The following is a 20,046-nucleotide window of genomic DNA, read 5'->3' as shown; positions in this document are numbered from 1 at the left end:
GGTTACCTCTCTTGCCGGGGTGGCATCACCTCCTCGTTCACCAGGGCCGGGATGGGGCGGGTCACCAGGGGCCCGCCGGTCGGTGGGGTGCCCATCGCCAGGAAGGACAGGCTCCGCAGCGGGGTTCCGGCGAGGCCGAGTGCCTCGTCGGTGGTCTCGTTGGCGCCGTCGGAGTGGATGCGCGCGGCCAGGCCCAGCGCGGTGGCGGCCAGCGTGGCCCGCTGGGCGATCAGGCCCGCCTCCATCTGCTGCATGCGGTACCAGCGGTCGCCGAACGTTCCCGCGCCCGCGACCGGGTCGCCCACGGGGATCAGCACGGCGGCTGCGCCACGCAGCGCCACCCGCGTGTTGGCCAGCAGGGGGCCGGCCTCCACGTGGGCGGTGCCGGGCAGCTCGTGGAGGGTGTGCAGGGCGGGGTCGTACCAGTAGGCGCCGTTCGGCAGGCCCGCCACCCGCAGGGACAGCAGGCACAGCGCGGTCGCGGCGGGTCCCGTCGCGGCGCTGGGCAGGTCGGCCGGGTAACCGCCGCCCGCCGCCACCAGCACCGCGCCGAGCGCCCCTGCGGGGAGCGGCACCGGGCGGTAGCCGGCCAGCGGGGACGCGCGGCGCGCCACCGCCTCCGCCGGGTGGTGGCCGGTCGCGGGTTCGGGGGCCGGGAGGGTCCGGCCCGCTCGTACGGGCGGCCGCGGCCGGAACGCGCGGTCCGGGGAGCCGCTGCCGCCCGCGCCGGGCTCTGCCCGTGTGGAGGCCCGGTGCAGGACGGCGGCGGGGCCGTCCGGCATGGGTCTGGGCAGCGGCCTGCTCTCCCCCGCCACCGGCCGCGACATCAACCGCTCCGCCAGGGACGGCGCCGGCAACGCGGCGGGCCGCGTCGGCGGAGCACCGGAGGGGAAGGTGGGTTGCGACCGTGACTCGCCGGAGGGAAAGGCGGGCTGCGACCGTGACTCGCCGGAACGAGACAGCGTCGGCGCCGTGGTGGGTGGCAGGGTGAAGGTGAGCACGGCGAGCGTGGCCTCGCGGGTGCCGTCGAGGCCGAGCAGCCGGTCCATCTCGCCGTCCGGGAACCGCAGGTGGGCCCGGGTGGCCAGGCCCAGCCGCCCGCCCACGGCCAGCGCCTGGGCGATGAGCACGCCGGTCTCCTGGCAGATCAGGCGGTAGCCGAAGTCGCCGTACTTGAACATCGACCGCCAGAACACCGCGGGCAGGACGATCACCAGGTCCGCCGGGGAGCTGTCCGCGAGCAGTCCTGTCAGGGCCGGGACGTGGTCGCCGTCACGGAGGCGTTCCAGCACGTGGTGCACCGGATCGTAGTGGTACAGGCCGGCGGGCAGGTGCGGCTCGCCGATGGGCGAGAGCGACTCGCCTTCGGGGAGGAGCGCGGCGTCGCCGGGCGAGAGCACGTCGCCGGCGGCCACGTACGCCTCGATCGGGTAGAGCCCGCCGCCCGACGGTGCGGGACGGCCGGTGAGCAGCATGGGAGGGCGCCCGGAAGGCTCGCCGCCGTCGTCGAGGTGGTGGGACCACACGATCCTGGTCATGCCGAGCAGATCCCGCAGCAGCTCGCCGAGCAGGCCGAGGGGGTGGTGCCGGTCGGCGGTCCAGGGCAGCCGCACGCGTCCGGCGCCGGGGTAGCGCTTGTGCCGGGTCGGCGCCGCCGCCCAGTCGATGGACAGCGGGCCGCGGTCCCGCATGGCGGCCAGGTAGCGGCTCGTCGCCGTGCCGGGAGCGCTCGTGGCCGTGCCGAGTGTGCTGGTGGCCGGGCCGGGCGCGCTCGTCGCCGGGGTCGTGTGCATGCCGGGGTCTGCCTCCTTCCTTCGGCGGGGACCGGTCAGGGGAACGGGTGCGGGTACGGGTTCAGCTCCTCGGACCGCAGGTCGCGGTCGCGGTGGCCGAGGACCCTGGGCAGGCCCGGCAGCCGGGGCAGGCCGTGCACGCGCCGGTAGCGGTGGCCGAACGTCATGGACACCGTCCCCGGCACGATGACCTTCGCGGCGTGCATGCCGCACGCCCGAGCCTCGGGCGAGGTGATGTCGACGGCGATGACGTCGAGCCCGCCGGCCAGGTAGCGGCCCGCCAGCTCGGCCACGTCCGCCCGGAGGTCGTCGTGCTGCGGCCACGCCGCCCGGGCCGCCACCTCGGGCAGGGTCAGCGCGGGCCCCTCCAGCGGCAGGAAGCCCAGCCTGCCGAACGCGTCCGGGTGGGCGTAGGTCAGGGGATGGTGCTCCAGCAGCCGTACCTGGTCGGAGTCCGCCACGAGCCGGGCCGAGAACGCCGGGTCGTAACGTTCGAGGTGGCTGGCCAGCATGGGGCCGAGGTCCTCCAGGGCCCGGCGCAGCGCGCGTTCCGGATCGAGGTGCGAGGCGGAGCCGCACAGCGCGCGCGGCCGGTCCGGCCGGTCCAGGGCGTCGACGGCCATCACCCAGAACACCGGCACCCGCTGCTCCAGCAGCGCGGCGAACGCGTGCACGTCGTAGCCGAGCCGGTCGCGCACCCGCTGGGCGAGCATCGGGATGCGGCGGTCGGCCGCCGAGCCGAGGTCCACGCGCGGGACGGGCAGGCGGGCGTACCAGGTGGCCAGGGCCGCGTCCCGCTCGGCCACCTCCAGCAGGCCGTACAGGATCGCCTCCGCCGGGTGGCCGCCCAGGGCGCAGCCGTTGGAGCACTCGTAGGCGAAGCCGAGGTCGTCCCGGGGGCGGGGGCCGAAGAAGGCGTAGCTCTCCGGCACCAGCACGGGGGCGTCGCGGCCGAACGAGTACGCCCACACCCACGTCGTGGGGCGTTCCGGGGCGAAGCGGGTGAACAGGAAGCCGGGCTGGTCGTACCAGTCGTCGGGGTAGAGGCCCAGCGTGCGCGGGTCGAGGGCGTGGTCGGCGATGTCCGCGTACGCGGCGCGGACGGTGGTCCGGCGGCCGCGCGGGTGGATGCCGGCGATGCGCTCCAGGGCCTCGGCGACGGCGGTGGCGCGGGCCGAGGCGAAGTCGTCGCTGCGGCCGTAGCCGTGGTGGCTCTCGTGTTCGGTGCGGGCGGGGCTGAGCCGGGCGACCGCCATCGGGCCGCCGCCGCGCTCCTGCGCGACCAGGGCCTGCACGATGCCGGTCTCCGCGTCCACGAACCGCTGCTCCAGCTCCACCTCCCGGCCGGTGATCGTGCCGACCCGGAACGTCCAGGGGTCCGGTTTGGGCGCCGGGCGCGGGACGTACCGGCCTGCGTGCGGGCCGTCGTCCTGGCGGGTGCCGCAGTCGGGGCAGAGCGGGTCGGGCAGGAACGCGTGGCGGCGTACCGCGGCGGTGGGCAGGCGGATCTTCAGCAGCGCGCCGGCGGTCCTGGCGGAGCCGGGGTCGTGCCGCAGCCGGTGCACCTCGTCGGCGACCAGCGCGGCGACCGTACGCGAGACGAGCGGGGTGAGCAGGATGGTCGGCCGCGAGTCGAGGTCCCCGGCCCACTTCGCGCGCAGCGCGTCACGGGCCTGCGCGTCCGGGCGGTTGCCCGCGCGCCGGCGCGCCACGCACGTCGGGCAGCCGGGACGGGACGGGCGGACGGCGGGACCCACCAGCGCCCACCCGGCCTCGACCCGCACCGGCAGCCACGGCACGCCCCGCCCGGCCGCCCGCCGCGCCACCCCGGGGTACGGCCGCACGTCGTCGGCGTCGCTCGCGACGACGATCGCGCCGCCTCCGTGTCCGGTGGTGGAGGCGAGTGCCGCGCTGATCGCCGCGTGCAGGCGGCCCTCACCGAGGACGGTCACCCGGTCGAGGTCCGCGGCGGACGGGGCCGGGGTGATGGTGGCCTCAGTCATCGAGCAGGACGACTCGGGTGACGAACGGCAGCAGCCTGGCCGCCTCTGGGTCGCCGTCGAGCGGCACCGCAACCGGCACCTTGCCCGCGCGGCGCAGCGCGCCCGCCATCGTCCGCACGGCCTCGGCCGGGTCGCCGTCCGGTGGCCAGAGGGGGTGGGCGGTGGCGTACGCGGGCTGCCGGGCGGTTCGGGACTGCCAGCGGAGCAGCAGCCGTTCGAGGCCGTCGCGCAGGGCGTCGGCGACGGTGCCGGACACCGACACGACCGTTCCCAGGGCGGGGGTGGTCAGGGCGATGGCGGGGGCTCCGAAGGACGTGGTGTGGTCGCGGAGGTGCGGGGTTTCGCCGGCCAGGACGAGCTGTCGCAGCAGCGCCTCCGCGGCCGGGTCTCCCCCGGGCTCTACCGGTGTGCCCGCAACGGTGTCGTCGGCGGCTGGCAGGCGGGCGGCCAGCAGGTGCTCGCAGTGCGCCCGCAACCCGGCAGCCAGCGCCTCGGCCCAGCTCGAACCGGCACCGATGCCCATCGGCGGCTCCATCGCGCCGGTGGCCGCGCCGTTCGGCGGCTGCAGTGTGCGAGTGCCGGTGCCGCTCGGCGGGCGCAGCGTGCCGGCGCCGGTGAGCTGGAGGCCGGGCTCGGGTATGGGGCGGGGGCGCCCGTCCGGCAGCTCCACGCCCCAGGCCGGCCCGTCCTGGGTGCCGAGAGCGAGCAGGCCGTACGTGGCGAGGGCGGCGAGCAGGCAGCGCAGCCGGGCCGTCCGCTGATCGGGACCCCAGCCGAACGCCCGCGGTCCCGGCGCCCAGCCGGGCAGCGCGCCGAACGGGTCGGAGACGACCGCCTGGCACACCGCCAGCGGCGACTGCACCAGCGCCTGCTCGTCCAGCATGCCCAGCACGCCCGTCCGGGGGTCGACCAGGTCGGCGGTGCGAGCGAGCAGCCCGTCCGCGTCAAGGGAGGCGGTGACCGGCCCGGCCGCCGCCAGCGCCTTCGTCAGCTCCTCGACCGCCCCGGGTCTGCCGCCGCCCGCGCGCGGATGGGGCAGGAACCGGTGCGGGAGCGTGTCGAGAGTGCGCAGGTCGATCCGGGTGAGCGTACGTTCCGACGTCGTGTCGAGCCCGGTCACGTGGGAGAAACAGGCGAGCGCCAGCACGGCGGCGACCACCGTGGGCACCGGCCCGGACAGCAGGTCCTCGTCCGGAGCGACCGGAGCCGCGCTGGGCAGCCCGGCCAGGCGATGCCAGCCCGACTCCCCCGCCGTCCGCGAGGGCCGTCCCACCCGGCTGAGCCAGACCTCCGCCGGCCCGGCCAGCGCCTGCCCCAGCACGACCCCGGCCGCCTCGCAGGCGCGGGCCGTCGCCACCAGGTCATCGAGGTCCGTACCGACCTGGAGCACGACGTCGGCGTCCCCGAGCGCGTCCGCGACGCCGGTGGAGGAGGAGAGCGGGTGGAACTCCTGGGCGGGGTCGCGGCGGGCGGTTTCGGCGGCCTGGACGGCCCGCCCGGGCTCGGGGGAGATCACCGTGACCCGCCGCCATCCCGCGCCGGCACACGCCTCTGCCAGTGCCTCCAGCAGCGGCCCCGAGCCGGTCAGCACCAGGTGGGCGCGGCGGATGCGTTCGAAGCGCGACTCCGGCGAGCCCAGCGCGTACCCGATGAAGGCGATCTCCTCCGCGTACGCCCGCAGCTCCTCACCGCTCAGCCCGTGTGCCCGCGCCTGCCGCGCGTCCACCACGAACCGCTGCTCGGCGAGCCGCCCCACCAGCTGCTCCACCATGGCCCGGCGGTCACCGGAAAGGTGCTCGGTGAGCTCGGCCAGCGTGTGGCGGCCGGTCAACACGGGCGCCAGCCTGGCGAGCCAGGCGTACGCCTGCCGCCCGCGCAGTGTGCACGCACCGTAGTCGCTGTGGACGTAGGCGCCGTCGGGGCTCTCGACGAACCGTACGTCATCCCGTAGCTGCGGTCTCATCGCCGGATCGGCTTTTGGGAGCGCTCCCATGAGTGGGATGTTACGAACGGAACGCGTTTATGTAAACCCCAAATCACCCCTTTTATGTGCATTCATTGACAGTTATAATCACGAAATTCCACATTGCATTACGGAATGTCACTTTCCCAATGAATGGCATCCAGGATCACACCGAGAGGTCGCGCCAGCGTTCGGCCGACGCCAGAGCGTCCAGGCTGATCCGCTCCAGGAACGCACCACCCCTGGCCAGGCGGCGCCCCACGGGCGTGTCGAGCCCCAGCGTCTCCCCCGCCGCCTTCGCGACCTCCGCCGCCGCCAGCGTCTGCCGCGAGCTGATCACCGTCGAGCGGTACCAGGCGTCGTCGTCGACCACGTAGATGTCGCGCCGCCGCTGCGGATCGCGTTCGCGCCTGATCAGGCCCTGCTGGGTCAGGTAGCCCACGGCCGTGGAGATCGAGGCGGGACTGACGTTCAGCCCGCGTGACAGCTCGGCCGCGGTGAGCCTGCCGTCCTCGCTCAGCCACAGGCCGATGAGCACGCGCGCCATCATCTTCGGCAGGCCCATCCCGATCGCCATCTCGATGGCGCCCTCTTCCACCTCGACGACCTTGCGGTCGTGGGAGCCGGTGCCGGGCGAACGAGCCGGGGCGCCGCGCCGCGCCCGCCGCGCCGCCGCCTGGTGCGCCCGCTCGGGCCGGTAGTCGCCGGGACCGCCGTTGCGGGCGATCTCGCGACTGATCGTCGAGGTCGGCCGGTCCAGCCGCCTGGCGATCTCGGCGTAGGAGCGGCCCTCGGCGAGGCCGGTCGCGATGCGCTGACGGTCCTGCCGGGTCAACCTTCCCTCTGGCATGACGGCCAGTATTGCGTTCGACGCCATACAATGCAACGTTTCATTGCATTCAGCTTCACTGTCAACGCATCAATATATTCTGATTGAGCTGCAGAAATGCATATCGATTGATTGACGGAATTTCTGAAAGCAACGTAGCTTTCAATTATGTCGAACACGTACTATCGCGACGAGCCGGTCAGCCCGTCCCTCGACCGCGCACCCGCCTGTCCCTTCGATCCCGCCCCTTCGCTCACCGCCCTGCGCGCCGAGCAGCCGATCGCCCGGCTGGCCGCGCCCGAGGGCGCCCCCGGCGTCTGGATGATCACGGGATACGACCTGGTCCGCCAGGTCCTCGCCGACCCGCGCTTCAGCTCCCGCTACGAAACGCACTACCACCCCCTGGCGGGCGGCCACCTGCCGCCCGCCCCCGTCGGCGACCTGACCGGCATGGACGCACCCGAGCACACCCGCTTCCGCAGGCTGCTGGCGGGCAAGTTCACCGTCCGCAGGATGAACCTGCTCACCGAGCGGGTCACCGAGATCACCCGTGAGCGGCTCGACGCGATGGAGCGGCAGGGGCCGCCAGCCGACCTCGTCGAGGTCTTCGCGCGGCCGGTGCCGGCGCTGATGATCTGCGAGCTGCTCGGCGTGCCGTATGGGGACCGCGACCGGTTCCAGAGCTCCGCCCGGGCCCTGTCGGACGCCGGGACCCCTGAGGCGCAGTACGCCGCCTTCGCCCGGCTCGGCACGTACCTGCGGGAGCTCGCGCTCGCCAAGCGGGCCGAGCCGGCCGACGACCTGCTCAGCGACCTGGCCACCGGCGGCGACCTGACCGGCGAGGAGCTCGGCGGCGTGGCCGCGTTCCTGCTCGGCGCCGGCCTCGACACCACGGCCAACCTGCTCGCGCTCGGCACGTTCGCCCTGCTGCGCAACCCGGCCCAGCTCGCCGCCCTGCGCGGCGACCCCGGCCTGGCCCCCGGCGCCGTGGAGGAGCTGCTGCGCTACCTGTCCATCGCCGCCATCGGGATGCGCGGCGTGCTGGAGGACGTGGAGCTCGGCGGCAGGCGGCTCAGGGCGGGCGACACGGTCATCATCGCGATCAACGCCGCCAACCGGGACCCCGCCAGGTTCTCCGACCCCGACGTGCTCGATCTGCGCCGCTCGGCCGCCGGGCACCTGACCTTCGGGCACGGCGTCCATCAGTGCCTCGGCCAGCAGCTCGCCCGCATCGAGATGCGTGTCGCCCTTCCCGCGCTGCTCGCCCGCTTCCCGGCGCTGCGGCTCGCCGTACCTGCCGAAGAGCTGTCGCTGCGCACCGACCCCTCGCAGGTGTACGGCGTGCACAGCCTGCCCGTCACCTGGGACCGGAGGTGAGCACCATGCGAACCTTCGTCTCGGTGACGGGGCTGCGCAAGTCCTACGGCGCGCACCGTGTCCTGGACGGCATCGACCTCGCCATCCCGCAGGGCACCGTCTTCTCCCTGCTCGGCCCGAACGGCGCGGGCAAGACCACCATGGTGCAGATCCTGTCCACCCTGATCAAGGCCGACGCGGGCGAGATCCGGGTGGCCGGGCACGATCTGGCCCGGGAGCCCGACGAGGTGCGTGCCGCGATCGGCGTCACCGGTCAGTTCTCGGCGGTCGACAGCTTCCTGACCGGCGAGGAGAACCTGCGGCTCATGGCCGACCTGCTCCACCTCGGCCGGGCCCGGGGCCGCACGCGCGCCCGCGAGCTGCTGGAGCGCTTCGGCCTCACCGACGCCGCGCGCAAGCCCGCGGCCACCTACTCGGGCGGCATGCGCCGCCGGCTCGACCTCGCCATGACCATGGTCGGCACGCCCAGGCTCATCTTCCTCGACGAGCCGACCACGGGCCTGGACCCGCGCAGCCGCCGCACCATGTGGCAGATCGTCAGGGACCTCGTCCGGCAGGAGGGCGTGACCATCTTCCTGACCACCCAGTACCTGGAGGAGGCCGACGAGCTCGCCGACCGCATCGCGCTGCTCAGCCAGGGCCGGTTGGTGGCCGAGGGCACCCCCGAGGAGCTCAAGCGCATGGTCCCCGGCGGCCACCTCGTCGTACGCTTCGCCGACCCCGACGGGTACCGCAGGGCGGCCGGCCACGTCGGCGCCACCTCCAGCGACGACGCGGCCCTCACCGTCCAGATCCCCGACTCCGGCGGAGTCAGGACGCTGCGGAAGCTCCTGGAGTGGCTGGACACGCACGCCATCGAGGTCGCCGAGCTGTCGGTGCACACCCCCGACCTGGACGACGTCTTCCTCGCCCTGACCCAGGAGTCCTCCCGATGAGAGCGATCACCGACTCGGCGACCATGCTGCGGCGCCAGGTCAGGCACATCTGGCGCTACCCCACGCTGATCGTCACGTTCGTGGCCGTGCCCGTGGTGTTCCTGCTGCTGTTCGTCTACGTCCTCGGCGGCATCATGGGCGCCGGGATCGGCGGCGACCGCGCCGCCTACGTCGGTTACGTCACCCCCGGCATCCTGATCATGACGATCGCGAGCGCCGCGCAGGGGACCGCGATCTCGGTGGCCATGGACATGACCGAGGGCATCGTCGCCAGGTTCAAGACGATGGCCATCGCCCGCGTCTCCGTCCTCACCGGGCACGTGCTCGGCGCGCTCGTCCAGAACTTCATCGCGATCGCGGCGGTGATGCTGACGGCCCTGCTGATCGGCTTCCGCCCCGCCGCCTCCGCGCTGGACTGGCTCGGGGTGGTCGGCGTGCTCGCGATGTTCACCTTCGCCATCACCTGGCTGTCGGCCGCGCTGGGCATGGTCACCAGGAACGTGGCCACGGCCAGCAACCTGCCGATGCCGCTGATGCTGCTGCCGTTCCTGGGCAGCGGCGTGGTCCCGACGGAGTCGATGCCGGGCCCGCTGCGCTGGTTCGCCGAGCACCAGCCGTTCACGCCGGTCATCGAAACCCTGCGCGCGCTGCTGGCCGGGCAGCCCGCGGGATCCGGCCTCGCGGCGGCGGCACTCTGGAGCGCGGCCATCGCGCTGGGCGGGTACCTGTGGGCACGCAGGCTCTACAACCGGTGAGGTCCAGGATCGGATGACGCCCGGGTCGCGGCCTGGGTCAGGCCGTCGGCAGGTGCTTGGCGAGGAACTCGCGGATCAGCGCCGCGACCTCGTCGCCGGCGCTCTCCAGGAGGAAGTGGCCGCCCTCGAACAGGTGGATCTCCGCGTTCGCGGTGTCGCGGGCGAAGGCGCGGGCCCCGTCCGGGCCGAAGTACGGGTCGTACTTGCCCCACGTCGCCAGGACCGGCACCTGCCTGCTCCGTAGCCACTGGTGCAGCGCCGGGTACAGCGGCGGGTTCGTGGCGTAGTCCAGGAACAGCTTCAGCTGGACCTCCGCGTTGCCCGGCCGCGACACGAAGGCGTGGTCGAGGTGCCAGGTGTCGGGGCTGAGGATGCTCTCGTCCTCCACGCCGGTCACGTACTGGAACCGGATCCCCTCGAGCGTGAGCGCCGCGCGCAGTGCCGCCGCGTTCTCCGGGCTCTGCTCGCGCTGGTAGTTCCAGACGGCCTGCCAGTTGTCGGCGACGAAGCCCTCGTCGTAGCCGTTGCCGTTCTGGCTGATCACCGCGACCACCGCGTCGGGGTTGCGGATCGCCAGCCGCCAGCCGATCGGGGCGCCGTAGTCCTGGACGACGATCGCGTACCGGGTCACGCCCAGCTGATCGAGCAGTCCGGCGGTGAGATCCGCCAGCGCGTCGAAGCTGTAGCCGAACTCGTCGGCCGACGGCGCGTCGGAGAGCCCGAACCCGAGGTGATCGGGGGCGATGACCCGATAGCCCTCCAGCCGGGGGATCAGGTTGCGGAACATGAACGAGCTCGTCGGGAAGCCGTGCAGCAACACGATCGCCGGCATGCCGGCCGAGCCGGCCTCGCGGTAGAAGAGCCGATGGCCCTCGACCGTCGCGTACCTGTGGTGCACCATCCTTCTAACCCCCTTGAGTGACGTTGATGGTTAGACGGTAGACATCGGGGTATAACCTTGTCAAACGAGATTGGAGGTTAGAGCCATGACGAAGGCCGCAAGCCCCGACGAGGAGCTGCTCCTGGCCCTGCTGAACACGACCCCGACCGTCGCGGGAGAGGTGCAGGATCGGCTCGACGATCCAGAGGAGGCCCGCTCCTGGATCGCGGAGCACGCGGGCGAAGGGCATCACGACGAGGATCTCGGCCTCCTGCGTTCGACCCGCGACACGCTCCAGGCGCTGGTGCGCGGCCGGGCCGCGCCGGCGGCGCTCGCGCCGGCGCTGTCCGGCGTCAGCTACCAGCCGGTCCCCGGCGACACCGGCCTCAGCTGGCGGCTCGTGACACCTCGCGAGCACGCCCTGGCAGCCCGAGCCGTCGTGGCCTGGGACGCGCTCCGGCAGACCGCCCCCGGACGACTCCGCTCATGCGAGAACACGGACGAGTGCACGCTGTTCTTCGTCGATCACTCCAAGAGCAACAGCGCCCGATGGTGCTCGATGGCGGGCTGCGGCAACCGCATGAAGGCGCGCCGCCACTACGAGCGCCGGAAGAACGCCCAGACCATCGACTGACACACCCGCCCATCACCCTCGAACTTGTCAACGGCACGCAATGTGCCGATAGGATCGGTCGCATGACCGACACGCCACGACGCCGAGGCGCTGCGCGCACTGAAGAGCTGCTGCGGGCAACCCTCGATCTGGCCGCGGAGGTGGGTTACGCGGGCCTGAGCATCGAGGCGGTCGCCAGACGGGCCGGGGTCGGGAAGCACACGATCTACCGGCGCTGGCCGTCCATGGCGGCGCTGCTACTGGACGCGCTCAGCGTCGTGTGGGCCAGCAACCTGGACTACCGCGACACCGGGGACGTCCGCGCGGACCTGCGCGAACAGTTCCTGCGCTCGAGCCAGGCCCTCGCCGGCCCGCCGATCGGACCGGTCTACCGCGCCGTCATCGCCGAGGCGCAGGCCGACGCCACGCTGCGGGCGACCCTGCACGAACGATTCCTGGTCACCGTGGAGCAGAGCACCCTCGACCGGCTCACCCGGGCCCAGCACACCGGTGAGCTGGTCGCGGAGGCGAACCTGGAATTCGCCGCCGAGGTGCTGTGCGGCACCCTGTACTACCGCCACCTGCTGTCCACCCGCCCCATCGACGAGCACGCGATCGACGGGTTGCTGGACATGTTCATGGCCGCGTACGGAACAACGGCCTGAGCCCGGGCGCAAAGTGGGAAGGAGTCTCGACATGACACCCAAGCAGCCGAAAACCGAGCTCGACCCCCGCTACAGCTCCGCCCTGAACCCGCGCCCTGGCGCGGAGAACGTCACCGCCACCGACTGGGCCGAGGTCCAGCGCCGCATGCAGGCCGCCGAGATCTTCTGGATCACCACGGTACGGCCGGACGGCCGGTTGCACGTCACGCCCCTGATCGCCGCCTGGCACGACGGGGCGCTGCACTTCAGCACCGGGCAGGGCGAGCAGAAGGCGAAGAACCTGGCCGCCGACGCCCGCTGCGCGCTCACCACAGGCCACAACTCACTCTCCGAGGGCCTCGACATCGTGATCGAGGGCACGGCGGAGCGGGTGACGGATCCGGCGCGGCAGGAGGAGGTCATCGCCGCGTTCGAGGCGCAGTACGGCGACCACATCACCTCTCCTGAGGGCACCTTCTACGGCTTCGGCGACAACATCCGCAAGGGCAACGACCTGCTGTTCGCGGTGGCACCAGGCACGGCGTACGGCTTCGGGCACGACAGCCAGGTGTTCAGCCACACCCGCTACACCTTCTAGCGGGCGCCGGCCCCGACGTCACCGTTCAGGTCACGGGCGGCGGACGCGGTAGCGCAGGTGGGTGACGCGCTGCGTGAGCTCCTCGACGTCCGGCGTGGTCAGCCGGCGGACCAGGTCGAGTTCGACGTGCCCGGCCTGCAGGTTGTCGAACAGCCGGCGGCCCTGCCCGAGCAGGACCGGGACGACGTGCAGTTCCAGCTCGTCCAGCTGCCCTGCCCGCAGCAGCGCCTGCGCCGCCCCGGCACCGTGGACCATCACGTCGCCGTCCCCGGCGGCCGCGCGGGCCTGGGCGGCGCACTCCTGAACGTCGGTGACGTAGCGGACGCTGCCCGGCGGCGGGTCGTCCGGGACGTCGTGGGTCAGGACGAAGACGGGGACGCCGTCGTGATGGTCGCCCTGCCAGCGGCCGGCGTGCTCGTAGGTGCGGCGGCCGGAGATGACGGCGCGGGTGGCCTGCACCTCGGTGTACACCTGCCCGCTGGGTCCCGGGGCGTTGCGCCGGTCGAGCCAGTTGAACAGCCGGAAGCCGCCGATGCCCATCGGGGCGTCCAGGCTGTCCTGCGGCCCGGTGACGTAGCCGTCCAGGGACATGGTCATGTACAGCCGGATGATCGCCATCGTCTCAGCCCTCCGTCCGCACGCGGTAGCGCAGGTGCGCCACGCCCGGGCCGTCCGCGGCGCGGAGCAGTTCGAGCTCGATGTGGTCGGGCGGCAGGTTCTCGAAGAGCGGTTCGCCCTGTCCGATCAGGACCGGGACCAGGTGGATCTGCAGCTCGTCGAGGACGCCTGCGGCGAGTGCGAGCTGGGCGGTGCGGGCTCCGTGGACCAGGACGTCCTTGCCGCCGGCCGCGTCCCTGGCCAGGTTCATCGCGGTCGTCACGTCGCTCACGTAGGTGACCCCGGGCCATTGCAGCGCGGGATCGGGCCGGTGGCGGCTCAGGACGAAGATCGGCACGCCGTCGTGGTGGTCGCCGCCCCAGCCGCCGGCGAGCTCGAACGTCCGCCGGCCGGCGACGACCGCCCCGGTGGCCATGGCCTCGTCCATGACCTCACGGCTCGCGCCCGCCAGGTGGCCGAGGTCTCTCCTGTGGGCGGCGTCGGCGTCCGGCAGGAACCACTCATGCAGCCGATGCCCTCCGTCACCGAGCCCGTTGCCCGGCCCCGCGTTCGGGCCGGCGATGAACCCGTCCACCGACATCGACATGTACAGCACGGTCTTGCTCACGTTTCCGGTCCTTTCAGTACGTTCGTGGGCCCCAGCATGCGAGATCGTCCAGCCGGATTGAATCCCAGATTTCTGGGATGAGGCCGCCGATCGTCATAAGCTTCCGATCGTGGTCAACGCGACGGCGGCGCAGGCGCGCGTCCGCGAGGAGATCGTCAGGCTGGCTCACCGCGGGATGTCCGTGCCCGAGTTCTCGCGGGCCGTCGGCGATGTCCTGGGCCGGGCCGTGCCCGCCGAAGGCACCTGCCTGATGACGACCGACCCGGCGACCATGCTCCCGACCGCCGAGTTCGTGGAGAACGGCCTGCCCGCGGCGGAGCTGCTCCGGCTCGTGGAGATCGAGGTGCGCGAGCCGGACTTCAACACGTGGGTGCAGCTCGCCCAGGCCGGTCGCCCGGCCGGCAGCCTGAGCGAGGCGACCGCCGGCGACCTCGACCGTAGCCCGCGCCAGCGGGAGATCCGCCGTCCCGGGGGCTTCTCCGACGAGTTGCGGGTGGTGCTGGCCGGCGGCACGGGGACGTGGGGGCAGCTGACCGTGTTCCGGGAGGCGAAGCGCCCGTACTTCTCCCCGGCCGAGGTGGAGTTCGTGTCGTCGGTCGCCCCGTTGATCACCGACGGGCTCCGGCGCGGGCTGTTGCTCGGTGGCGCGCAGGCCGGTGACGACGACGCCGGGCTGCTAATCCTCGACGCCGATGACGGCGTGCGCATGTCGAACAAGGCGGCGGAGCGCTGGCTGGACGAGCTGGGCCTCGCCGACAGAGCGGGCGCCCGGCTGCCGCTGGTGATCTCCGCCGTCGCCCGCCAGGCCCGTTCCCTCGGCGGCCCGGCGACGAGTACGGCACCCGCGCCGAACGATCTCAGCCCGGCCAGGGCCCGGGCGCGCACCCTGGCCGGTCAGTGGCTGATCGTCCGGGGCTCGCTGCTGATGGACGGGCCGGAACCGCAGGTCGCGGTGATGCTGGAAGCCGCTCGCCCCGCCGAGATGGCGCCCCTGATGGTCGAGGCCTACGGCTTCACCGACAGCGAGCGCCGGGTCACCGAGCTGGTGGCCCAGGGCCTGTCCACCAAGCAGATCGCCGGCCGGCTGCACGTGTCGTCGTACACCGTGCAGGACCACCTGAAGTCGATCTTCGCCAAGTCGGGCACCGGTTCGCGCGGCGACCTGGTCGCCCGGCTGTTCCTCGATCACCATGCCGCCTCCTTGACCGCGCCCGGCGAACCCGGCGTCAGGTGATCTCGAGGTTGGCCATCATGCCCATGTCCTCGTGCTCGGCGTTGTGGCAGTGGAACAGGTAGCGGCCGCGGTAGCCGTCGAAGCGGGTGATGATCTCCACCGCTTCGCCGGGGCGCAGGGAGACGGTGTCCTTGAGGCCGGCGTCGTGGGGCAGGGGCGGGCGGCCGCTGCGCGACAGCACGCGGAAGCCGACCAGGTGCAGGTGGACGGGATGGTGCACGTCGGCGATCAGCCGCCACACCTCGACGTCGCCGAGCCTGGCGGTGACGTCGGTGCGGGCGGGGTCGAACGGCAGCCCGCCGATGAGCCAGCCACGCCCGCTGTGCAGGTGCCCGGTGCGGAAGGCGAAGTCGCGCACCCTGACGGCGTCCGACCGGCGCCAATCCGGCAGGTCGGTGGACAGCGTGGCCGGGACGCGGCTGCCGTCGGCGGCCTTGCGCGCCACGCGGAAGGCCATCACGTCGCGGGTACGCCCGGAGCCGAGCCGGTTGAGCAGCCTGACCCGCCCGCCGACCGGGACGCCCGAGAAGTCGACGATCAGGTCGTAACGTTCGGCCGGGGCGATCGGCAGCAGCCGGTGGGTGACCGGCGCCGCGAGCAGCCCCTGGTCGGCGCCGACCTGGACGAGATCCAGCCGGCGGCCGTCGTCGCCGACCGCTTCGAGCTCGTAGTGGCGGGCGTTGGAGGCGTTCAGCACACGCAGCCGGTAGCGGGCCGCGTCCACCTCGTGCACGGGCCACGGGGCGCCGTTCACCAGGATCACGTCGCCGAGCGCCCCCGCCAGGTACGGCTCCCGCACGCCGGGCCGCTCCCGCAGGGCCGGGTCGAGGGCGGGGTAGGCGAGGGCGCCGTCGGCGGCGAAGGCGCGGTCGGCGATCATGAGGGGCAGCTCGCGCGGCCCCGCGGGCAGGCCGAGCGCCTCCTCGGCGTCGTCGCGGACGAGGTGCAGCCCGGCCAGGCCGCGCCAGATCGCGGGGGCGGTGAAGTCCATCCGATGGTCGTGGTACCACAGCAGCGTCGGCCGCTGGTCGAGCGGGAACGTGTAGTCGCGCGTCACCTCCGTCACCACCGCCCTCGGGTCGTGCATCCCGTGCCCTGAACCGTGCCCTGAACCGTGCCCGGAACCGTGCCCGGAACCGTGCGGGGTGGCCGGTGCCGCCCAGCCTCGGGGCAGGACGAGGTCGGTGGGGTAGCCGTCGGAGGCCGCCGGGGTCCGCCCGCCGTGCAGGTGCACGACGGTCGGCACGGGCAGCTCGTTGCGATGCGTCACGGTGACCGGGCGGCCCCGGCGCGACTCGATCGTCGGCCCGGGGAAGGTGCCCCCGTACGTCCACAGCGGCGTCCTGACGCCGGGCAGGATCTCCGCGGTCACCTCCCGCTGGACGATCTCGTACCGCCCGGAACCGGCCGGCTCCAGCGTGCGCGGGATCGGCAGCGGCACCTGGTACGGCGGCGGCAGCGGCACGGCGCTACGCAGCTCGGCACCGGTGACCGGCGGCCGGCGGGCCAGCGCGGCCGAGGTGGACAGGCCGGTGGCCGCCACCAGCCCGAGCGCCCCGCCGATGCCCAGCACCCGCCGCCTGCTCGGGCCGCGGCCCTCGTCACGCGCGCGCATCGCGAGCCTCCCGCCGGACGAAGGGCCGCCGCCAGACGTCGATGAACTGCACGGCCAGCCCCACGACGGTCATCACGCCCAGCGGGACGTGCAGCCACAGCGCGCCCTCCAGCCCGGCGAAGTACTGCACCGTCTCGGCGGCCACCACCACCGCCGTGGCCAGGAACGGCCCCGCCTGGCGCAGCCGTACCCAGACCATGATCGCGGCGAGGACCTGCAGGTAGCCGATGGACGTGACCACGTCGGCGCCGACCGCGTGCCAGCGCAGGCTGTCGTAGTCGCCGGTCAGGTACACCCCGGCGAACACCGGCTGCCCGGCGATCGTGACGACGTGCGCGCTGACGACGGCCCGCAGCGCCCACCCCGTCCATTCCGTCGATGGCGTCGGTCGCGCCATGACGTCCCCTCCTCAGATCGTTCCCGATGCGAGCAGCAACGACGATATGAGGTTGGAGTTATCGTGTCTAAGATCAATATTGCTATGGTGTTATGTATCGGGGGTCATGATGGACCTGAACATGCTCAGGCAGTTCGCGGTGGTGGCCCGGCTGGAGCATCTCAGCCGGGCGGCCGACGAGCTGCGCGTCGCCCAGCCGTCGCTGAGCCGCACCGTCAGCAGGCTGGAGAGCGAGCTGGGCGCCCCGCTGTTCGACCGCGCCGACCGGCTGCGGCTGAACGCCACGGGCAGCCTCTTCCTGGGGTACGTCGAGCGCGCGCTCGGTGAGCTCGACGCCGGGCGGCGGGCCGTGGCCGACGCTGTCAGCGAGGGGGTGGGCAGCGTGCGGCTGGCCTCGGAGACGTTCCTGACCCTCACCGGGCCGCTGGCGGCCTTCAAGCGTGATCACCCGGGTGTCGAGTTCGGGCTGCACTGGATGGCGGCCGACGAGATGGCCCGCCACCTGCGGGCCCAGGACGTCGATCTGTGCGTCGCCTCGCAGCCGATCCACGCCGAAGGGCTGGCGTCCGCGCGGCTGTTCGACGAGGCCGTGGGGGTGGGCATGCCACTCGATCACCCGCTCGCGGGCCGTGACAGCGTGAGCATCGGCGAGCTCGCCGGCCAGCCCTTCATCACCGCCCGCAGGGGGCACTGGATCCGCAGGCTGCTCGACCGCCTCTTCGCCGCGCGCGGCCTCACCCCGAGGATCGTCTGCGAGAGCGACGAGCCCAGCGCGATCGCGGAGCTGATCAGCGCCGGGCTCGGCATCGGGCTCGTCCCCGCGTTCGCCCGCCGCGTCGCCGTCCGCACCCCGGGCGCCTGGATCGCCGTCGAGGAGCCCGACTGCCGGCGTACGGTCACCCTGTACTGGGGGGCCGGCAGCCGGCTGCCGGCCGCGGCCCGCCTGATGCGGGCCACGATCACCGGCTGGGACTGGAGCGCCGGAGGGCCGCAGGAGGCGATGACGACGTAGGACCAGCCCCCCCAGCGTGACACCCGCGAGATCTCTCGAGAGGGACTCAGCGGTCCAGGAGCGGGGCGAAGTACCCGCCGTTCCCCTCGGCGAACGCCGCGAGCATGGCGGCGGCGTTGGCGCGGTCGGCCTCGTCGGGGTCGCCGGCGGCCAGCTCGTGCGCCAGCACCCACATCTCCAGCATGATCGAGTAGCCGACGAGCACGTCAGGGCCGCCCGCGGCGTCCAGCGCGGCGGCGGTGACGTCCCGGACGGTGTCCCGCAGCGGGGCGCTGCCGCCGGGGCCGAAGGCCAGTTTGGCGATCTCGTTGAGGTCGATCGCGATGGGGGCGATCACGGCGAACTCGAAGTCGAGCAGGGCCACGACCCGGCCGGCGTGCCACAGGGTGTTCGGGGTGCACAGGTCGCCGTGGTTCAGCGCCACGGGCGCGGCGGGCAGGGCGGCCCAGAAGCGGTCGAGCGCGTGGCCGAGCCCCTTGGCCTGGGCCGGGGTGAGGCCTCCCGCGGAGACGAGCCGGTCCAGGGCCGCGGCCGCCTCCGCCGGGGTTCCGGGGAAGAAGGGCGAGCGGAGGCGGGCGTGCGGCGCGGCGGCGGCCACGTCGACGCGGTGGACGTGGCAGGCGCGTTCCCACATCTGCTCGACGGCGCGGGAGCGGGCGGCGGGGTCCAGGGACGGCCACACCTCCTCCAGGTTCTCCCCTGGCACGCGGCGGGACAGCACCCACTCGTGGCCGTGCCGGACGCCGGCGTCGACGACGGGGGGATAGCCGACCTCCGCCGGGAGCAGCTCCGCCAGCCGCCGCTCGCGGAGCAGGTCCGCCGTCCCGGGGCTGGAGGCGACGCGGACGACCAGCTCGTCGGTCAGCCACGTGGCGTTGGTCCAGCCCCTGCCGCGCCGGGCGCCGCCGAGGTCCGCTCCGTGGTCGCGCAGGACGGCTTCCGCCACGCGCTGGGAGTCAGAGGTGTTCGTCACGGTGGCACGTTACAAGGCCGGGGACCTGGGCGCGCGCTTGATCACCGAGCGCGCCGTACGGCAGCATGATCGCCTGATCGAGGAGGTGCAGGCGGTATGGCGCTGCCGCGCGTACGCGGGGGCCTGAGCAGCGCCCTGGCCCCGTTCCTGTTCCCGCTGGCCGTGGTCGGCTGCCTGATCGCGATGGGAGCGATCGCGAAGTTCCTCCTCTTCGCACCCGACGTGCGGCGCGTGGATCCGGCGGCGCTCTCGGAGTTGCGCGCCATCGGCCGGGTCGTCGGGGAGGACGCCGACACGCTGCACGAGTGGGAGAACACCCACGTCGAGTTCCGCTACCTCGTGATCCACCTCGACGGCGGCGAGGAGGACCTGCTCGCCGAGGCCGAGCGGCGGCTGGGCCGCACCGGCTGGCGGGTCTGGAACCGGGTGCCGCCCGAGAGCCACCTGGAGTCGGATCGCCGGCCTGGCCTCCTCGTCTCGGTGCAGCCGCTGCTCGGGGCGCCGCTGCGTGGCGAGCTGTGGCAGGGGATCGCGGCCACGGAGTTGCCCATGGACAGGATGGCCTACGTGACCGTGCAGCCGTGACAGTGAACCGTGTCGATCCCGGCGGTGCGCGTTCGACGCGTCGGTGAAGGGCGGGCAGGGAGTCCTGCCCGCGACGACCGACTCACCCGGGAGGAACCCATGAGGTACATGCTGATGCAGTTCGGCGACGAGGCCGCCCTGAGCGGCAGGTCCGAGGAATGGGTCCAGCAGATGATCAGGTTCATGATCGAGTTCACCGAAGGGCTGAGGAGGTCCGGCGAGCTGCTGGCGGACGAGGGGCTGGAGCTGGCGCCGAACGCGAAGGTCGTCAGCCTCCGGGACGGCGCGGTGGACGTGCGGGCCGGCACGATCGCCGAGCCCGCCCAGTCGCTGGCCGGCTGGTGGCTGGTGGACGTCGCGGACGAGGCCAGGGCGCTGGAGCTGGCCCGCCAGATCGTCGCCGGAGCCGGCGAGCCCGTGGAGGTCCGCCGGTGCCAGGAACTCCCGTGACCTGACCGGCGACGGACGCGGAAGGGTGCGCCGTACCGCAGCGGAAGGCACCCTTCTGCCCAGACATGTCATGGCTTTCTCCGATTTTCGGCGGAAGCCTATGGGCAAAGCGAAGATCTCGACTTATATTACGGCGCAGAGCAGCGTTATCCCATTCCTGCCCCA

21 protein-coding genes are annotated in these 20,046 nt (G+C 73.1%); 11 read left to right on the top strand and 10 right to left on the bottom strand.

All coding sequences use genetic code 11. The features are described 5' to 3' along the window. Positions 1–2: 2 nt before the first annotated feature. The 4 genes from HD593_RS21740 to HD593_RS21725 all read right to left on the bottom strand — a co-directional run bounded on the left by HD593_RS21740 (position 3) and on the right by HD593_RS21725 (position 6,609). Positions 3–1,793 (bottom strand): nitroreductase family protein, encoded by a 1,791-nt coding sequence (locus tag HD593_RS21740; protein WP_185103967.1) that lies wholly within the window; start codon positions 1,791–1,793, stop codon positions 3–5. 35 nt (positions 1,794–1,828) lie between these two features. Beyond that, positions 1,829–3,796, bottom strand: coding sequence for a TOMM precursor leader peptide-binding protein (locus tag HD593_RS21735; RefSeq protein WP_185103966.1), 1,968 nt, complete (start codon positions 3,794–3,796; stop codon positions 1,829–1,831). Continuing rightward, positions 3,789–5,759, bottom strand: coding sequence for a hypothetical protein (locus HD593_RS21730; RefSeq protein ID WP_221524875.1), 1,971 nt, complete (start codon positions 5,757–5,759; stop codon positions 3,789–3,791). The genes HD593_RS21735 and HD593_RS21730 overlap by 8 nt, the downstream gene beginning before the upstream one ends. A 166-nt stretch (positions 5,760–5,925) precedes the next feature. Continuing rightward, positions 5,926–6,609, bottom strand: coding sequence for a helix-turn-helix domain-containing protein (locus HD593_RS21725; RefSeq protein WP_185103964.1), 684 nt, complete (start codon positions 6,607–6,609; stop codon positions 5,926–5,928). Positions 6,610–6,756: 147 nt separating this feature from the next. Here HD593_RS21725 and HD593_RS21720 point away from each other — a divergent pair, with 147 nt between their 5' ends. Genes HD593_RS21720 through HD593_RS21710 form a run of 3 tightly spaced genes read left to right on the top strand, consistent with a single transcriptional unit; the run spans position 6,757 to position 9,655 of the window. Beyond that, positions 6,757–7,965 carry a cytochrome P450 gene (locus HD593_RS21720; protein WP_185103963.1) on the top strand — a complete coding sequence of 403 codons (1,209 nt, stop codon included), beginning with the start codon at positions 6,757–6,759 and terminating at the stop codon, positions 7,963–7,965. Between the two features lie 5 nt (positions 7,966–7,970). Continuing rightward, positions 7,971–8,900, top strand: coding sequence for an ATP-binding cassette domain-containing protein (locus HD593_RS21715; protein ID WP_185103962.1), 930 nt, complete (start codon positions 7,971–7,973; stop codon positions 8,898–8,900). Beyond that, the gene (locus HD593_RS21710) at positions 8,897–9,655 is read left to right on the top strand and encodes an ABC transporter permease (RefSeq protein WP_185103961.1); all 759 of its coding nucleotides are present in this window, start codon (positions 8,897–8,899) and stop codon (positions 9,653–9,655) included. The genes HD593_RS21715 and HD593_RS21710 overlap by 4 nt, the downstream gene beginning before the upstream one ends. A gap of 37 nt (positions 9,656–9,692) precedes the next feature. Here HD593_RS21710 and HD593_RS21705 read toward each other — a convergent pair whose 3' ends face one another. After that, positions 9,693–10,556, bottom strand: a complete 864-nt coding sequence (locus HD593_RS21705) for an alpha/beta fold hydrolase (protein ID WP_185103960.1) — start codon at positions 10,554–10,556, stop codon at positions 9,693–9,695. An 85-nt stretch (positions 10,557–10,641) separates the two neighbouring features. On the opposite strand from HD593_RS21705, the gene HD593_RS21700 reads away from it, so the two are divergent. The 3 genes from HD593_RS21700 to HD593_RS21690 all read left to right on the top strand — a co-directional run bounded on the left by HD593_RS21700 (position 10,642) and on the right by HD593_RS21690 (position 12,390). After that, complete coding sequence (locus HD593_RS21700) at positions 10,642–11,169, top strand: CGNR zinc finger domain-containing protein (protein ID WP_185103959.1); 528 nt, start codon at positions 10,642–10,644, stop codon at positions 11,167–11,169. 62 nt (positions 11,170–11,231) lie between these two features. Further along, on the top strand, positions 11,232–11,813 hold the full coding sequence (locus HD593_RS21695) for a TetR/AcrR family transcriptional regulator (protein ID WP_185103958.1): 582 nt from the start codon (positions 11,232–11,234) through the stop codon (positions 11,811–11,813). Positions 11,814–11,844: 31 nt separating this feature from the next. After that, entirely contained in the window at positions 11,845–12,390 is a 546-nt protein-coding gene (locus tag HD593_RS21690) for a pyridoxamine 5'-phosphate oxidase family protein (protein WP_185103957.1), read from the top strand. A gap of 30 nt (positions 12,391–12,420) precedes the next feature. On the opposite strand, the gene HD593_RS21685 is transcribed toward HD593_RS21690, so the two are convergent. Next, positions 12,421–13,008 carry a dihydrofolate reductase family protein gene (locus HD593_RS21685; protein WP_185103956.1) on the bottom strand — a complete coding sequence of 196 codons (588 nt, stop codon included), beginning with the start codon at positions 13,006–13,008 and terminating at the stop codon, positions 12,421–12,423. Between the two features lie 4 nt (positions 13,009–13,012). Beyond that, positions 13,013–13,615, bottom strand: a complete 603-nt coding sequence (locus HD593_RS21680) for a dihydrofolate reductase family protein (RefSeq protein ID WP_185103955.1) — start codon at positions 13,613–13,615, stop codon at positions 13,013–13,015. A 109-nt stretch (positions 13,616–13,724) separates the two neighbouring features. Here HD593_RS21680 and HD593_RS64440 point away from each other — a divergent pair, with 109 nt between their 5' ends. Continuing rightward, a complete protein-coding gene (locus tag HD593_RS64440; protein WP_185103954.1) occupies positions 13,725–14,849 on the top strand; it encodes a helix-turn-helix transcriptional regulator in 1,125 nt (374 codons plus the stop codon). On the opposite strand, the gene HD593_RS21670 is transcribed toward HD593_RS64440, so the two are convergent. Both HD593_RS21670 and HD593_RS21665 read right to left on the bottom strand, forming a co-directional pair. After that, positions 14,842–16,464, bottom strand: a complete 1,623-nt coding sequence (locus HD593_RS21670) for a multicopper oxidase family protein (protein ID WP_185103953.1) — start codon at positions 16,462–16,464, stop codon at positions 14,842–14,844. The genes HD593_RS64440 and HD593_RS21670 overlap by 8 nt on opposite strands. Continuing rightward, complete coding sequence (locus HD593_RS21665; RefSeq protein ID WP_185103952.1) at positions 16,451–16,861, bottom strand: hypothetical protein; 411 nt, start codon at positions 16,859–16,861, stop codon at positions 16,451–16,453. The genes HD593_RS21670 and HD593_RS21665 overlap by 14 nt, the downstream gene beginning before the upstream one ends. A gap of 121 nt (positions 16,862–16,982) precedes the next feature. On the opposite strand from HD593_RS21665, the gene HD593_RS21660 reads away from it, so the two are divergent. Continuing rightward, complete coding sequence (locus tag HD593_RS21660) at positions 16,983–17,873, top strand: LysR family transcriptional regulator (protein ID WP_246546671.1); 891 nt, start codon at positions 16,983–16,985, stop codon at positions 17,871–17,873. Positions 17,874–17,919: 46 nt separating this feature from the next. Here the strand turns inward: HD593_RS21660 and HD593_RS21655 are convergent, their stop codons facing one another. Beyond that, positions 17,920–18,846 carry a phosphotransferase family protein gene (locus tag HD593_RS21655; protein WP_221524874.1) on the bottom strand — a complete coding sequence of 309 codons (927 nt, stop codon included), beginning with the start codon at positions 18,844–18,846 and terminating at the stop codon, positions 17,920–17,922. A 1-nt stretch (position 18,847) separates the two neighbouring features. Here HD593_RS21655 and HD593_RS63515 point away from each other — a divergent pair, with 1 nt between their 5' ends. The 3 genes from HD593_RS63515 (at position 18,848) to HD593_RS21645 (ending at position 19,881) form a co-directional block, all read left to right on the top strand. Next, a complete protein-coding gene (locus HD593_RS63515) occupies positions 18,848–18,973 on the top strand; it encodes a hypothetical protein (RefSeq protein ID WP_281402469.1) in 126 nt (41 codons plus the stop codon). Next, complete coding sequence (locus tag HD593_RS21650) at positions 18,943–19,431, top strand: hypothetical protein (protein WP_185103951.1); 489 nt, start codon at positions 18,943–18,945, stop codon at positions 19,429–19,431. Before HD593_RS63515 ends, HD593_RS21650 begins: the two co-directional genes overlap by 31 nt. Positions 19,432–19,530: 99 nt before the next feature. Next, positions 19,531–19,881, top strand: a complete 351-nt coding sequence (locus HD593_RS21645) for a YciI family protein (protein ID WP_185103950.1) — start codon at positions 19,531–19,533, stop codon at positions 19,879–19,881. Positions 19,882–20,046: the final 165 nt, after the last annotated feature.

This window comes from Nonomuraea rubra (assembly GCF_014207985.1).
Classification (GTDB): domain Bacteria; phylum Actinomycetota; class Actinomycetes; order Streptosporangiales; family Streptosporangiaceae; genus Nonomuraea; species Nonomuraea rubra.
This window is presented reverse-complemented; position numbering and strand designations above follow the sequence as displayed.